Annotated in this window: 13 protein-coding genes; 5 read left to right on the top strand and 8 right to left on the bottom strand. The window is 71.6% G+C overall.

Annotation, left to right across the window (positions count from 1 at the left end; genetic code table 11):
* Nucleotides 1–175: 175 nt before the first annotated feature.
* Together ABH931_RS25800 and ABH931_RS25805 are read left to right on the top strand one after the other, a co-directional pair.
* Entirely contained in the window at nucleotides 176–1,354 is a 1,179-nt protein-coding gene (locus tag ABH931_RS25800; protein WP_370117739.1) for a MarP family serine protease, read from the top strand.
* A gap of 93 nt (nucleotides 1,355–1,447) precedes the next feature.
* Nucleotides 1,448–2,146, top strand: coding sequence for a metal-dependent hydrolase (locus ABH931_RS25805; protein WP_370117742.1), 699 nt, complete (start codon nucleotides 1,448–1,450; stop codon nucleotides 2,144–2,146).
* A gap of 159 nt (nucleotides 2,147–2,305) precedes the next feature.
* Here the strand turns inward: ABH931_RS25805 and ABH931_RS25810 are convergent, their stop codons facing one another.
* From ABH931_RS25810 to ABH931_RS25840, 7 genes are all read right to left on the bottom strand, one after another.
* A complete protein-coding gene (locus ABH931_RS25810; protein WP_370117747.1) occupies nucleotides 2,306–2,494 on the bottom strand; it encodes a hypothetical protein in 189 nt (62 codons plus the stop codon).
* A gap of 88 nt (nucleotides 2,495–2,582) precedes the next feature.
* Nucleotides 2,583–3,518, bottom strand: a complete 936-nt coding sequence (locus ABH931_RS25815) for an alpha/beta fold hydrolase (RefSeq protein WP_370117750.1) — start codon at nucleotides 3,516–3,518, stop codon at nucleotides 2,583–2,585.
* A gap of 80 nt (nucleotides 3,519–3,598) precedes the next feature.
* On the bottom strand, nucleotides 3,599–4,045 hold the full coding sequence (locus ABH931_RS25820) for a phage holin family protein (protein WP_370117753.1): 447 nt from the start codon (nucleotides 4,043–4,045) through the stop codon (nucleotides 3,599–3,601).
* Between the two features lie 71 nt (nucleotides 4,046–4,116).
* Entirely contained in the window at nucleotides 4,117–5,421 is a 1,305-nt protein-coding gene (nhaA, locus tag ABH931_RS25825; RefSeq protein WP_370117756.1) for a Na+/H+ antiporter NhaA, read from the bottom strand.
* A 165-nt stretch (nucleotides 5,422–5,586) separates the two neighbouring features.
* The gene (gene acs, locus ABH931_RS25830; RefSeq protein ID WP_370117759.1) at nucleotides 5,587–7,545 is read right to left on the bottom strand and encodes an acetate--CoA ligase; all 1,959 of its coding nucleotides are present in this window, start codon (nucleotides 7,543–7,545) and stop codon (nucleotides 5,587–5,589) included.
* A 177-nt stretch (nucleotides 7,546–7,722) separates the two neighbouring features.
* Nucleotides 7,723–8,472 (bottom strand): carbonic anhydrase, encoded by a 750-nt coding sequence (locus tag ABH931_RS25835; protein ID WP_370117762.1) that lies wholly within the window; start codon nucleotides 8,470–8,472, stop codon nucleotides 7,723–7,725.
* Between the two features lie 158 nt (nucleotides 8,473–8,630).
* Complete coding sequence (locus ABH931_RS25840) at nucleotides 8,631–9,626, bottom strand: ATP-binding protein (RefSeq protein WP_370117765.1); 996 nt, start codon at nucleotides 9,624–9,626, stop codon at nucleotides 8,631–8,633.
* Between the two features lie 239 nt (nucleotides 9,627–9,865).
* On the opposite strand from ABH931_RS25840, the gene ABH931_RS25845 reads away from it, so the two are divergent.
* Complete coding sequence (locus tag ABH931_RS25845; protein ID WP_370117768.1) at nucleotides 9,866–10,888, top strand: oxidoreductase; 1,023 nt, start codon at nucleotides 9,866–9,868, stop codon at nucleotides 10,886–10,888.
* A 353-nt stretch (nucleotides 10,889–11,241) separates the two neighbouring features.
* Here ABH931_RS25845 and ABH931_RS25850 read toward each other — a convergent pair whose 3' ends face one another.
* Entirely contained in the window at nucleotides 11,242–12,087 is an 846-nt protein-coding gene (locus ABH931_RS25850) for an HAD family hydrolase (RefSeq protein WP_370117920.1), read from the bottom strand.
* A 389-nt stretch (nucleotides 12,088–12,476) separates the two neighbouring features.
* Here ABH931_RS25850 and ssd point away from each other — a divergent pair, with 389 nt between their 5' ends.
* Nucleotides 12,477–13,646, top strand: a complete 1,170-nt coding sequence (gene ssd, locus ABH931_RS25855) for a septum site-determining protein Ssd (protein WP_370117771.1) — start codon at nucleotides 12,477–12,479, stop codon at nucleotides 13,644–13,646.
* A gap of 77 nt (nucleotides 13,647–13,723) precedes the next feature.
* Nucleotides 13,724–14,899 carry a TadA family conjugal transfer-associated ATPase gene (locus ABH931_RS25860; protein ID WP_370117923.1) on the top strand — a complete coding sequence of 392 codons (1,176 nt, stop codon included), beginning with the start codon at nucleotides 13,724–13,726 and terminating at the stop codon, nucleotides 14,897–14,899.
* The last annotated feature ends 152 nt before the right edge of the window (nucleotides 14,900–15,051 follow it).

Here is a 15,051-nt window from a genome sequence, read left to right on the forward strand (position 1 = left end):
GACGGCGGCGTGGACGGTGAGGCCGACGCCTGGGAGAGCTGAGGCGGGCGCCGCCTCCGCCCGGAGCCGGAGGCGGCGCGCCACCAGGTCCGGGCCCTGTGGAGCGTGTCACGAGTTGTCCACAGGCCCGGGGAGGGGCCTGCGGCCTCCCGGGCCGGCATGGCAAGGTAGCCGGGTGAACGTCCTCGATGTCCTGTTGATCCTTGCCGCCGTCGGATTCGCCGTGAGCGGCTACCGGCAGGGCTTCGTGGTGGGCGCGCTCTCCGTACTGGGATTCCTCGGCGGAGGCCTGATCGCGGTGCAGTTGCTGCCGCTGCTGCTGACCCACCTCTCCCCGGGGGTGGTCACCTCGGTCATCGCCGTGGTGGTGGTCATCGTCTTCGCGGCTTTCGGGCAGGCCTTCACCACCCACTGGGCGTGGAAGCTGCGTGGCCGGGTCAGCCGCAGCCGGGCCCGGGTGCCCGACGCGATCGGTGGCGCCCTGGTCAACGTCGTCGCGATGCTGCTGGTCGCCTGGCTCATCGGCTCCGCCCTCGCGGGCACCTCGCTGCCCACCGTCGCGCACCAGGTGCGCAGCTCCAAGGTGCTCGGCGGCGTGCAGGACATGCTGCCCGCGGACGCCCCGGGCTGGTTCTCGGACTTCACCTCCACCCTGGCCCGCAACGGCTTCCCGCAGGTCTTCGACCCGTTCCAGAACGAGCCGATCACCAACGTGCCGGCCCCCGACCCGGCGCTGGTGAACGAGCCCGGGGTGCGCACCGCACGCCAGAGCATCGTGAAGGTCATCGGCACGGCGCCCTCTTGCAGCAAGGTCATCGAGGGCAGCGGCTTCGTCTACGCCTCCGAGCGGGTCATGACCAACGCCCACGTGGTCGGCGGTGTCACCGAGCCGACGGTCCGGCTGGGCGACCGCACCTACGACGCGCGCGTGGTGCTCTACGACTGGCAGCGCGACATCGCCATCCTGGACGTCCCCGGTCTGCGCGCACCGGCGCTCTCCTTCGCGGGCAGCGCCAAGACCGGCGCGGACGCGATCGTCGCGGGCTTCCCGGAGAACGGCCCGTTCAACGTCCAGGCAGCCCGTATCCGCGGCCGCATCCAGGCGAACGGTCCCGACATCTACCACCGCGGCAACGTCAGCCGGGACGTCTACTCGCTGCGCTCCACCGTCCGGCAGGGCAACTCCGGCGGTCCGCTGCTGACGACGGACGGCGAGGTCTACGGCGTGGTCTTCGCCAAGTCCCTGGACGACGCCCAGACCGGCTACGCGCTCACCGTCGACGAGGTCCGCGACGACGCCCAGCGGGGCGCGAACCTGACCGCGTCGGTCAACACGGACGCCTGCGCGCTGTAGTCGAGACCGAAGCGACATCTCGGGGTGGCGCCCCTTCCTGGTACGGTCGGGCCGAGCGTGAGATCACGTCAGCAACCAGGAGGACGACCAGTCATGATGGGCCACTCGCATGCGGTGAGCGGGGCGCTGCTCTTCGCGGCCACCTCGTCGTTCCTGCCGCCGCTGGTGATGCACGCTCACCTCAAGCCGCAGGAGATCCTGATGGGCACGATCCTGTGCGCGGGCGCCGCCCTGCTGCCGGATCTGGACCACCACGACGGCACCATCGCCAACTTCCTGGGCCCGGTCAGCAAGCTGCTGTGCCGCTTCGTCGCCTGGATCTCGGGCGGACACCGGCACGCGACGCACTCGCTCTTCTTCGTGGCGCTGATGTCCGGCGGCACCTGGGCGGGCGTCACCTACCTGGGGCGCGGGTTCACCCTGGGCATGACGTTCTTCCTGCTGGCCATGGCCGTCCGGGCGCTCAACCTGTGCCCCCCGGGGCACGCCTTCAACGCCTGGGGCACGATCGTGGCGGAGGCCGGGATCGGGACCGCCGTGATCGCCAAGTTCATTCCCTCGGCCCCGGGTTGGCTTCCCTACGCGGTCGGCCTGGGCTGCGTCGCGCACCTGCTGGGCGACTCCATCACCAAGATGGGCGCGCCGTGGCTGTGGCCGATCAAGACCCGCTACGAGATCGAGATCATCAAGAGCAGCGGCAACAAGTTGGAGACGGAGATACTCGTCCCGCTGATGGGCGTCGGCACCATCGCCCTGCTCTGGTTCACCGCGCTCGGGCCGCACAAGCTCTGACGCCGCCACGCACTCGTCGAACGGGTCGGTCCCGCAGTCCTGGGGCCGGCCCGTTCCGCGTTCCGGGCCCCGCGTTCCGGGCTCCCGCATTCCGGACTCCCGCATTACCGGCCCCCGCGTTCCGGGCCCCGCGTTCCGGGCCCCGCGGGCCGTCTGCCGTCAGCGCGGACGGAGGCGGGAGGTGACCCAGCGGGCGCGCCGCCCGATGAGGCGCGGGAAGCCGACATGGCCCGGGGGCTCCAGCAGCGCGGTCGCCGCCTGTGTGGCGTTCTGCGGGCCGGGAGGCGGGCCCGACGCGGAGCGGTGACGGTTTCGGGACGCGGAGGCGCGGTCGTGCATCCAGCTCATACTTCGAAGTTGCCCAGGCGGTCGCCTGGATAATCCCGAGCATGAGTTCCAATTGGCTTATGCCAGTTGCACATTCACCACACAGTCTTCACTTCTCGTGACCCTTCAGCCACTCCAGCAGCAGTGCGGAGAAACCGTCGGGGTCCTCCTCGTGCGGGTAGTGGCCGATGCCGTCGAGCGGTCGCCAGTCGTAGGGCGCGTCGACGTACGCGCCGGAGCTGAGGGCCGTCTCCGGCAGCAGCACCGGGTCGTCCTCGCCGTGCACGTGGAGGGTCGGCACCCGGAGCTTGCGGTCCATGCGGCGCGAGAACTGGAAGCCGTCGGGTCGGCCCATGGACCGCATCAGCCAGCGGTAGGGCTCGATCGAGCAGTGCCGGGTGTTCGACAGCAGCATGGCCTGCCGGTAGGTCAGCAGTTCCTTCTCGCCGGGCCGGTGCTCGCGGCCGGACCACTCCTGCAGGTACTCGGCCACCAGTGCGGCGCCCCCGGCGGCAAGCTGCCGCTCGGGCACCCACGGGCGCTGGAAGCCCAGCAGGTGGTCGGCGGCGACGATCTGACGGCGGTCCGTCAGCAGTGCCTTGCGGTAGCTGCGGGGGTGGGCGCTGGAGACCACCACGAGGTGCCGCACCAGGGCGGGCCGCATCGCGGCCGCCGTCCAGGCCAGGAAGCCGCCCCAGTCGTGTCCGACCAGCGTCGCGTCCGCGGCCCCGAGCGAGCGGATGACCCCGGTCAGGTCCAGCGCCATGTTCGACGGGTCGTAGCCTCGCGGCGTCCGGTCGCTGCCGCCGACGCCGCGCAGGTCGACCGCGACGGCCCGGTATCCGGCCGCGGCGAGGGCGGTCAGCTGGTGCCGCCAGGTCCACCAGAACTGCGGCCAGCCGTGGACGAGCAGCACCAGTGGGCCCTCGCCGAGCTCGGCGATGTGGAACCGTGCCCCGTTCGCGGCGAGGTCACGGTGCGTCCACGGACCTTCGATCCGCGGATCGAAGGCGTCAGCGCTTGAGGTGGCGGGGTCGAAGGCCATGGGAAGAGCGTGTCACACCCGGGGCCCGGGGTGCCGCCTCAAGGCCCCGTCCGCGCGTCCTGGACCCCGGGACGCGGGCGTCAGCGGGTGAGGGCCTTGTGGCCGTCGGAGGGGACCGACGGTGCCGGGTGCGGCCTGGCGGACTTGAGCACGTCCGCCGTCGCCTTGGCGCCGGCGATGGTGCGGTCCGGCGGCGACAGCTTCTTGAAGAAGCGGATCGCGACCAGGGCCGCGATGACGGCGATCACCACGAAGACGCCGCCCATGATGAAGAAACACCAGACCAGCCCCAGCCCGGTCGAGTGGATCCCGTACGCGGCCGCGAAGCTGAACATCGGGATGGAGGCCAGCAGGATCACCGCGGCGGCCGCGATCGAGCCGACGCCGGTGGCGCCGCGGACGACGTCCTTCTTGATCTCCTGCTTCGCCAGCGCGATCTCGTCGTGGACCAGCGCCGACAGATCCGCGGTCGCGGAGGCGAACAGCTGCCCCACCGTACGCTCGGTCCCGGTCTCGGGAGCGGCCATCTCGCATCTCCTCATCTCGCGCGATCCCCGTCATCGGCCGGCTGATGGTCTCGCCGTCCGCTGTTGCTCTATCAGATCATGCCGCTACCGGACGGTACGTCACCACCGGGCAGAAACGGGCCGTTGTCGGAGTCCTCTTCGTCACACAGACGCTGGTACTTGCGGTTCCGCATCCGTAGCAGCACGGTCGCCAGCACCGCGCAGATCACCGAGCCGACGAGCACCGCCGCCTTGACCCGTTCGGTGAGCTCCGGGTCCCCGGAGAACGCCAGCTCGGCGATGAGCAGCGAGACGGTGAACCCGATGCCGGAGAGCACCGACAGCGAGAACAGGTCCGCCCAGGCGAGTTCGGGGTTCAGCTCCGCCCGCGTGAACCGGGCCGTCAGCCAGGAGCCGCCGAAGACTCCAAGGGTCTTGCCCACCACCAGGCCCAGCACCACACCGAGCGGCGCCGCCTCGGTGAACACCTGTCCCAGGGCGTGCGGGCTGATCGAGACGCCCGCCGCGAAGAGGGCGAACACCGGCACGCAGAAGCCGGCGGAGAACGGGCGTACAAGGTGCTCGATGTGCTCGCCGGGCGAGTGCTCCTCGCCCGGGTCCTTGGTGACCCGCAGCATCAGCCCCATCGCGACACCGGCCACCGTCGCGTGGACACCGCCCTCGTGCATCAGCGCCCAGATCACCAGGGCCAGCGGTACGTAGATGTACCAGCCGTGCACCCGAGCCCGGTGCAGGAAGTAGAACAGGACCAGGCCGAGCAGGGAGAGCCCGAGTGCCCAGAGCTTGACGCCGTGGCTGTAGAAGACCGCGATGATCAGGATCGCGATCAGGTCGTCGACCACCGCGAGGGTGAGCAGGAAGGCCCGCAGCGCGGAGGGCAGATGCGAGCCCACCACGGCCAGGACGCCCAGCGCGAACGCGATGTCGGTCGCGGTGGGGATCGCCCAGCCGCCCAGGTGACCGCCGGGCCCGGTGTTGACGACGACGTCGATGAGGGCGGGGAGAGCCACCCCGCACACCGCCGCCGCGACCGGCAGCAGGGCGGCCCGCGGATCGCGCAACTCGCCCACGACCAGCTCGCGCTTGAGCTCGATGCCGGCGACGAAGAAGAAGACGCTCAGCAGCCCGTCCTTGGCCCAGTCGGCCAGGGAGAGGTCGAGGTGGATCGGTGAGCTCGGGCCGACGGTGAAGGTGCTGACGGTCTCGTAAGAACCCGGCCAGACGTTCGCCCAGACGAGTGCCGCCACCGCCGCGATCAGCAGCAGGATGCCGCCGACTGTCTCCGCCCGCAGGGCGTCCGCGAGGAAGGCGCGTTCCGGCAGGGGCAGTCTGGCCAGGAACTGGCGGCGCGGCGACGGTGTCGGGGCGCTGCTCACTCGGGGGTACCTCGCTTCTGTCACATACGACCGTTTGCATCCGTTTTGTCACATGCTACGGAAGTACGACAGAAGCGCGCCGAAGCGAACGGCCCGCCCCCGGCCATCGGTGGCTGGGGGCGGGCCGCGGTCAGGACCGGTCGGTGATCCGTGGTCAGTCCTCGCTCAGTCCTCGCTGGGGGCGGCGGGGAGCTTGCTCTGGATCAGGTCCATGACGCTGGTGTCCGCCAGCGTGGTGACGTCGCCGACGGCGCGGTTCTCGGCCACGTCGCGCAGCAGACGGCGCATGATCTTGCCGGAGCGGGTCTTGGGCAGCTCGCTGACGGTCAGGATCCGCTTGGGCTTGGCGATCGGCCCGAGCACCTTGGCCACGTGGTCGCGCAGCTCGGCCGTGAGCTCGTCCGAGTCGTGCGCGGTGCCGCGCAGGATCACGAAGGCCACGATGGCCTGACCGGTGGTGGCGTCGGTGGCGCCGACGACCGCGGCCTCGGCCACCTGCGGGTGCGAGACCAGCGCCGACTCGACCTCGGTGGTCGAGATGTTGTGGCCGGAGACCAGCATCACGTCGTCCACCCGGCCCAGCAGCCAGATGTCGCCGTCGTCGTCCTTCTTGGCACCGTCGCCGGCGAAGTACCGACCCTCGAAACGGGACCAGTAGGTGTCGATGTAGCGCTGGTCGTCGCCCCAGATCGTCCTCAGCATCGACGGCCACGGCTCGGTCAGCACCAGGTAGCCGCCGTGGCCGTCGGGCACCTCGGCGGCCTCGTCGTCGACCACGGTGGCCGAGATGCCGGGCAGCGGCACCTGCGCCGAACCGGGCTTGGTCTCGGTGACGCCCGGCAGCGGGCTGATCATCATGGCGCCGGTCTCGGTCTGCCACCAGGTGTCCACGATCGGGGTGCGGCCGCCGCCGATGTGCTCGCGGTACCAGACCCACGCCTCGGGGTTGATCGGCTCGCCGACGCTGCCCAGCACCCGCAGGGAGGACAGGTCGAACTTGGCGGGGATGTCGTCGCCCCACTTCATGAACGTGCGGATCGCGGTGGGCGCGGTGTAGAGGATCGTCACGCCGTACTTCTGCACGATCTCCCAGAACCGGCCCTGGTGCGGGGTGTCCGGGGTGCCCTCGTACATGACCTGGGTCGCGCCGTTGGAGAGCGGCCCGTAGACGATGTAGGAGTGGCCGGTCACCCAGCCGATGTCGGCGGTGCACCAGTAGACGTCGGTCTCCGGCTTGAGGTCGAAGACCGCGTTGTGCGTGTAGCTGGCCTGCGTCAGGTAGCCGCCCGTGGTGTGCAGGATGCCCTTCGGCTTACCCGTGGTGCCCGAGGTGTACAGGATGAACAGCGGGTGCTCGGCGGCGTGCGCCTCGGGGGTGTGCTCGGCGGACTGACGCTCGGTGATCTCGTGCCACCACACGTCGCGGCCCGACGTCCAGGCGGTGTCCTGGCCGGTGCGGCGGACCACCAGGACGTGCTCGACCTGCGGGCAGGACTCCAGCGCCTCGTCGATGGCCGGCTTCAGCGCGGTCGGCTTGCCACGGCGGTAGCCGCCGTCGGCGGTGATGACCAGCTTGGCGTCCGCGTCCTGGATCCGGGAGGACACGGCGTCGGCGGAGAAGCCGCCGAACACCACCGAGTGCGGGGCGCCGATCCGGGCGCAGGCCAGCATCGCGACGACCGCTTCGGGGATCATCGGCATGTAGACCGCCACCCGGTCGCCCTTGCCGACACCCAGCTCCTGCAGGGCGTTGGCGGCGCGGGAGACCTCGTCCTTGAGCTCGGCGTAGGTGATCGCACGGCTGTCGCCCGGCTCGCCCTCGAAGTGGATCGCGACCCGGTCGCCCAGTCCGGCCTCGACGTGCCGGTCCACGCAGTTGTAGGCGACGTTCAACTCGCCGTCGGCGAACCACTTGGCGAAGGGCGGGTTGGACCAGTCGAGCGTCTCGGTGGGCTCCTTGGCCCAGCTCAGGCGCCGGGCCTGGGTGGCCCAGAAGGCGAGGCGGTCGGCCTTGGCCTCGGCATAGGCGTCGGCGGTGACGTTGGCGGCTGCGGCGAGCGCTGCGGGAGGGGCGAACCGCCGCTCCTCCTTCAGCAGGTTCGCCAGGCTCTCATTGCTGCTCAACGCAACACTCCTCATCGATTACGTCCTGGTTTCGTGACTCAGCTCACCAGGTCGATGGGTGTGCTGGCAAGGCCCAGCGGAAAATTGGTGTAGACCTTTGATCGCCTGATGTCCACTTCCGCCGCCCCGACCGGCCGGAAGTGGCCGGCGGCGCCCCTCCGACGCGCCGCCGCAGGATCAGGCCGCCGTGCCCACGTGCGGGTGGATCGGGAGGAATCCCCGGCCCGCGGGCGACCAGACGTAGGTCTGAGCGGTCGCCAGCTCGAAGTAGAGACCCGTCAATCGGACCAGGCCGAGCTCAGTCTTCCGGGCGACGCTCGGATGGACCCGCAGGTTGTCGAGCTGCTGGACCACATTGGTCAGACAGAGCCGTTCCAGCGGGTCGGTCGAGGGCGACCGGCCGTAGAAGCGGGCGGGTGCGTGACGGACCCGGTGCAGGGAGTCCTGTCCGTGCCGCAGCCAACGGGTCAGCGGCGTACCCGCCCGGCCGTCGCGCCGGTGCGCCCCGTGCAGCAGGGACTGCATGGCCCCGCAGCCGGAGTGGCCGCAGATGATGATGTGGCGGACGTCCAGCACGTCCACCGCGTACTCCACGGCCGCGAAGACGCTGTCGTCGGCGGTCGGTGGGACGAGGTTGCCGATGTTGCGGACGGTGAAGAGCTCTCCCGGCCCGCTGTTGGTGATCACATTAGGGACCATCCGCGAGTCGGCGCAGGTGATGAAAAGCTGGGAGGGGGACTGCCCCTCCCGGGCCAGCCGCGCCAGCTCGGGACGGAGCAGGGGCGCGGTGTGCCGCTGGAAGTCCCGGACGCCGGTCAGGGCGTCCGGCGCGGGCGTGGCCGGGGGAGCGGGCAGCGCCGCCGGCTGGGGGGACAGTGCGGACGGCGGGGACAGCGGGCGGTTTCGGGTACTCGGCGGGCTCTGCATGGGTCGCGTCTCCTGTGGGGTAGGACGGCGCGGCGGGGTGTGCCACGGAAGTGCCAAGAATCGGTAAATAAAGAGTAATGAACCCTTTACCTTCTTGGCGCTCCGGGCGGTCCAAGTTCACCCGGGAGAGCGGACTGCGGGGGTGGGGAGAGGCCGGCTCAGACCCCCAGCGGCTCCGGCAGGCCCGCCAGGTGCTCGCCGAGGACGAAGCCCGGGTCTACCTGTGCGGCGAGGTCGGCGCCCGTCTTGGCGTTGCCCCAACTCTCCGCGTTGCGAACGTGGAAGGCGACGAGCTGCCGGGTGTACCGGTCCCAGTCGCGCTCGGCGTAGGAGGCGTCGACGGTCTCCTGCATGAGCCGCAGGACGGCGGCGTTGGCCGGCTCGAGTTCGGCGAACGCCGGCGTGCGGCCTTGCTCCGTCCGGCGTACCCAGGTGGACCGCCCGAACCCCGCGAGCAGGGCGTCGCCCAACTCGTCCCGCAGGAAGGCGAGATCGTCCTCGCTCTCGACCTTGTTGCCGATCACGTGCAGCCGGACGCCGAAGTCCCTGGCGTAGTCGCGGTACTGCCGGTAGACCGCCACGCCCTTACGGGTCGGCTCGCAGACCAGGAAGGTCTGGTCGAAACGGGTGAACAGACCGGAGGCGAAGGAGTCGGCGCCGGCCGTCATGTCCGTCACCCAGTACTCGCCCGGTCCGTCCACCAGGTGGTTGAGGCAGAGCTCCACGGCGCCCACCTTGGAGTGGTAGCAGGAGACGCCGAGATCCTCCTCGTCGAACGCGCCCGTCGCCATCAGCCGCAGCGACGCCCCGTCCACCGTGACCGGCCGGGCGCAGAGCCGGTACAACGGGTTGTCCTCCACGATGCGCAGCAGCCGGGAGCCCCGACCGGGCGGCGTGGTCTTGATCATTGATGCCGCGTCGGTGATGCGGGGGTTCTCCCCGCGCAGGTACTCCTTGATGGCCGGCATCTCGGCGCCGAGCGAGGGCAGTGCCGCGCATTCCTCGTCGCTGAGCCCCAGGGCGGCCCCCAGGTGCTGGTTGACGTCGGCGTCCACGGCGACCACCGGGCTCCCGGCGATGGCGAGATGGCGGACGAACAGGGAGGACAGCGTGGTCTTGCCACTGCCGCCCTTGCCGACAAAGGCGATCTTCATGGGAGCTCCGGACGGGACCTGGGGAGGTGCCTTGCGAGGGGAGAAGGTGCGATGCGGCGGCGTCCGGCCTGATGGGACTTCCGGCTTATTGGCAACCGTTATCGTCACCGATTTCCGGCCATCGTAGCGACGCACGGGAGTTACGAGATCCGCTTTCACCGATCCTTGACACTTTCGGGTGACGCACCCCACGTCCCCTGCGCACCCCAGCCGTCCACGAGTTCCGTAATGTCGGTGCGGTGAGCACGAGCACCCCTTCCTCGTCCGCCGCTCCCGGAGCCGCGGACCCGCTGGCGCCCCTGGGGGACCTCCCCGGTGTCGCCGAGGCCGTTGCCGAGACCCGCAAGGCGGTGGACCGCCTCTACGGCCACCGGGTGATGCGCCGCCGCGCAGGCGAGGTCACCTCCGAGTCCGCCCTGCGGGGCGCCCGCGCCTCCGCCGCGCTGGACGGTGCGAACTGGCCGCTGGAGGAGGTGCGCCGCCGGACCGACTTCGGCCGCGACGCCGAGGCCCGCACCGTCGGTGGTGCCCTGCGTCTGAACGCCGAGGCCGGCCAGTTGCTCGGCACCTGGCGCCACTCGCCGCTCCAGGTGCTCGCCCGTCTGCACCTGCTGGCTGTCGGTGAGGGCGGTGAGGGCGGTGAGGGTGGCGACGTGAGTGCCGCGGGCGTGGACGGGAACCCGGGAATCGTGATGACCGGCGATCGTGCCGGTGCGCCCGCTGTGGGACGGCCGCGGCGGGCCGACGAACCCGCCGAGGTGCTCTTCCGGCACCCCGTGGCCGCGACGGAGAAGGTCGAGACGGAGTTCGCCGCGCTGGAGCGGACCCTGGACCTCTCCCTGCCCCCGGCGCCGTCGGCTGCCGAGGTCTCGGCACGATTGGACACCCTCGCACAACTCCTGGCCAGCCGCGGCGGTACGAAGCACCCGAACGAGCGAACGGCTCCGGCTCTGGTCGTGGCCGCCGTCGTGCACGGCGAGTTGCTCGCGCTGCGGCCCTTCACCAGCGCGAACGGCCTGGTGGCCCGTGCTGCGACGCGCATCGTGCTGATCGCCGAGGGCTTGGATCCGAAGGCCATCTGCCCGATGGAGGTGGGCCTCGCCGAGCTCGGCACCGAGGCTTATGTCGCCGCCCTGGCCGGTTACGCCTCGGGGACATCGGCCGGCATGGCCGCGTGGATCTCGCACTGCGCCCAGGCGCTGCGCCTCGGCGTCCGTGAGAGCACCGCGGTGTGCGAGGCGATGCAGCGCGGCATGGCCTGACCTGGCGGTTCACGCCGGAGCAAGGGTTGCGGCGGCATCCGGGCGGATGCCGCCGCTGGCACAGGGGCCGAGTGACCATGCGTGCGCCTGTTCTTTGCCCATCCGGCGGGGTTCTCTGCCCGTTCGCCGGGTGTGGCGGCCCAGATCGTGGGTCGGCTGCACGTGGGTGCCCGGAGGCTGTGCGCGGTCCGTGTGGCCTGACGCTTCGATGGGTCCTTTCAACGTCGCCGTCTGAGGTGTGCCATCTGGTCTCGCGGGCCGTACCTCCTTTGTAGCGCGGAACGCGCGGAAGCGGAACCCAGGCAATCGTTTCGGCACTCGTTTCTTTGTGCCGCGGCGCGCCCGGATCGGCCCTATACGACGGTCCCGCCCGGGCGGGACCGTCGCGCCGCGTACCAGACCAGGCCGGCCGCCGTCACCGCGGCGCCAAGGGCTGCCGCGGCGAGCATCGGGCGGCTGGTCACCGCCAGCGAGGCGCTGCGCTCCTTCAGCTGGACCGGCCGGGTGAAGACCAGGACGGGCCAGGAGCGAGCCTGTGCCTCGCGGCGCAGCGCCCGGTCGGGGTTGACCGCGTGCGGGTGGCCGACGGCCTCCAGCAGCGGCAGATCCGTGGACGAGTCGCTGTAGGCGTAGCTGCGTGCGAGGTCGTAGCCCTCGATCTCAGCCAACTCGCGGATGGCGACGGCCTTGTTCTCCGCGTAGGCGTAGAAGTCGATCTCGCCGGTGTAGCAGCCGTCCCGCTCCGCCATCCGGGTGGCGATGACGTGGTCGGCGCCGAGCATCTCGCCGATCGGTTCGACGAGCTCGGAGCCGGAGCTGCTGACGATGACCACGTCCCGGCCGGCGGCGTGATGCTCCTCGATGAGCGAGGCGGCCTCGTCGTAGATCAGTGGGTCGATCAGGTCGTGCAGCGTCTCGGCGACGATCTCCCGGACCTGGGCCACGTTCCAGCCACGTGCCAGCGAGGAGAGGTACTGGCGCATCTTCTCCATCTGGTCGTGGTCGGCACCGCCGGCCAGGAAGACGAACTGTGCGTACGCGCTCTTCAGAACCGCGCGGCGATTGATCAGGCCGCCCCGGTAGAGCGGGCGGCTGAAGGCCAGCGCACTGGACTTCGCGATCACGGTCTTGTCCAGGTCGAAGAAGGCGGCCTGGCGGGCTGGGCGGTGCTGCGAGTGGTTTTCCACGAGGTCGAGGATAAGTGCCAACCATTCGGCTCAAGGCCCGGCGCGTGGGTTTGCTTGAGAAGGGCTTCGGGTACACCATGGAAGTCACGGATCGTTCGCGACCGTGCTAACCCAGCTCGACTCCTCCCCCCCCGAGTCGGGCTGTGGAGGACGACCCCCGCTCTCCCCCCCGGCGGGGGTCGTCGCACGTCGGCGGCCAGATGCTGCGGTGCGATTTACCGACGAACTCAGGGGATGTGTCAACCTCCTGTTCGTTTATCCACTCTCACGCGTGGCGTCGTTTTCCACACCCCCCGGTTTATCCACAGATTCGGCCTCGGTGCACCCGTCACTTGCGAATTCGACGCAGTGTGGTGCACGCGCCGAAAGGGGCGCGTCCAGCACTCCGTGAGGGAGCCGTCATGGCCGCACGCCCGCCCACCGACCCACCCGCAGGGCCGCCCCCGGTTCCGCCCACCGGCCCGTCCGCCCCCTCGCCGGGCGGCAGGGAGCCACGGACCGGGCCACTGATCGTCACCGAGAACGACGAGTTGATCGACGCCCTGCTCAAGCTGTGCGCCGCCGCCGGAGCCACGCCGCACGTCGTGTGCGGAGCCCCGCCGCCGCGTCAGACCTGGGAGGCCGCGACGCTCGTCCTCGTCGGAGCCGATGTGGCCGACCGGATGGCCGCTCTGGCGCGGCGTCCGGGGGTGCTGCTGGTGGGTGCGGACCTCGACGACGCCGCCGTCTGGCAACAGGCCGTCGTCCTCGGGGCCGAACACGTCGTGTTCCTCCCCGACAGCGAGCCCTGGCTGCTCGACCGGGTCGCCGACGCCGCCGAGGGCGTGGGTGCGCCGGCCCTCAGCGTCGCGGTCGTGGGAGGCCGCGGCGGTGCGGGCGCCTCGACGCTGGCCTGCGCGCTGGCCGTCACCGCGGCCAGGCAGGGGCACCGGACGGTGCTCGTCGACGTCGACCCGCTGGGCGGGGGGCTCGACGTACTCCTCGGCGGCGAGGAGGCGGTGGGGCTGCGCTGGCCCGACCTGGCCTCGTCGCGCGGGCGGGTCAACGCCGTCGAGCTGGAGCATTCGCTGCCCAGGCTGCACCGCCTCGCGGCGCTCAGCTGGGACCGCGGGGACACGCTGAGCATCCCGGTCGAGGCCGTGCGCACGGTCCTCGGCGCCGCCAGACGGCGCGGCGGCGTGGTGGTGCTCGACCTGCCGCGCCGGATCGACGACGCCGCGGCGGAGGCCCTCGAACAGGCCGACCTGGGCCTGCTGGTGGTCCCCGCGGAGTTGCGGGCCATGGCGGCGTCGAGCCGTGTCGCCGCGGGGGTCTCGATGCGGCTCTCGGATCTGCGGGCGGTCGTCCGCGGCCCCGCCCCGAGCGGGATGACCAGCGCCGAGGTGGCCCATGGTCTGCGGCTGCCCCTGGCCGGCGAGTTGGCCCCCGAGCCGGGCCTCGCCGCCGACCTGGAGTGCGGGCGTCCCCCCGGCACCCGCGCCAAGGGCCCACTGGGCCGTTTCTGTACCGCGTTTCTGACCGAGGCTCTGGCCGGGGCCGGCCTCACGGACGGTGGGGGAGTGGCGGCATGACCAGGAGTGCGAGCACGCATCGCGCCCACACGGGCGCGGGTGGCCGAGCGGCGTCCGGAGCGGGCGCGTCGGCGGCCGTGTCGGCGGCCCTGCTGGACGCGGTCCGGCTGCGGCTGGCCGAGTCCGGGGCAGAGCCCACCATCACCGGCGTCGCAGCGGCCCTGCGCGCCCAGGGCCGCCCCTACGGGGACACCGAGGTGCTGGAGATCGTCCGGGAGCTGCGCGCCGAAATGGTCGGTGCCGGTCCGCTGGACCGGCTGCTCAGCGATCCCGAGGTCACCGACGTCCTGGTCAACGGCCCACGTGAGGTGTGGGTCGATCGCGGGCACGGCCTGCAGCGGGCCAGGGACGTCAAGTTCCCCGACGAGCCCTCGGTGCGCCGCCTGGCGCAGCGGCTCGCCCACACCGCGGGCCGGCGCCTCGACGACGCCAGGCCCTGGACGGACGCCAGGCTGCCTCAGGGGGTCCGGCTGCACGCGGTGCTCCCGCCGGTCGCCGTCGGCGGCACCCTCATCTCACTGCGCGTCAGCCGTCCCCGCCCGTTCACCCTCGAGGAGCTGGTGGCGGCGGGCTCGCTGACCAACTGGGGCGCGGGTTTGCTGCAGGCCCTGGTCCGCACCCGGGTGGCCTATCTGGTCTCCGGCGGGACGGGCACGGGCAAGACCACCCTCCTCGCCGCGCTGCTCGGCCTGGTTCCGACGAGTGAACGTCTGGTCGTCGTCGAGGACTCGGCGGAGCTCCAGCCCGACCACCCCCATCTGGTCCGGCTGGAGGGGCGTCCGCCCAACCAGGAGGGGGTCGGCGGGATCGACCTGCGCGACCTGGTCCGGCAGGCGCTGCGGATGCGCCCGGACCGCCTGGTGGTCGGCGAGGTCCGGGGCGGTGAGGTCCTGGACCTGCTCGCCGCCCTCAACACCGGCCACGAGGGCGGCTGCGGGACGGTCCATGCCAATGCGGCCCTGGACGTCCCCGCCCGGCTGGAGGCGCTGGCGGCGACGGCGGGCCTCGGCCGGGCCGCCCTGCACAGCCAGCTGGGCGCCGCGCTGGACGCGGTGGTGCACCTGGTCCGGGCCCCGGGAGGACAACGCCGGGTCGCCGAGGTCTGCGTCCTGGAGCGCGGCGTGGACGGTCTGGTGACGGCCCTTCCCGCAGTCCGGTTCCCGGCCGCGGGCGGCCAGGAACCGGGCCCGGGATGGCCCTGGCTCGCCGAGCGCTGCGGCGGGCTCCGGGCACCGTGGGCCCGGCCCAAGTGAGGGGGCTCGGGTGGACGCCGGTCCGCCTGACCGGATCCGGCACGCGGCTCGGGCCGTCACTCCCGGCCGCTCGGGTGCCCATGCGCGGTGCGCCCAACCACGACGGGGTCGCCGACCTCTGGCCCGTGCCGACATGGCCGGTGCCGGGATCG

Source organism: Streptacidiphilus sp. MAP12-33 (assembly GCF_041261265.1).
Lineage (GTDB): Bacteria > Actinomycetota > Actinomycetes > Streptomycetales > Streptomycetaceae > Streptacidiphilus.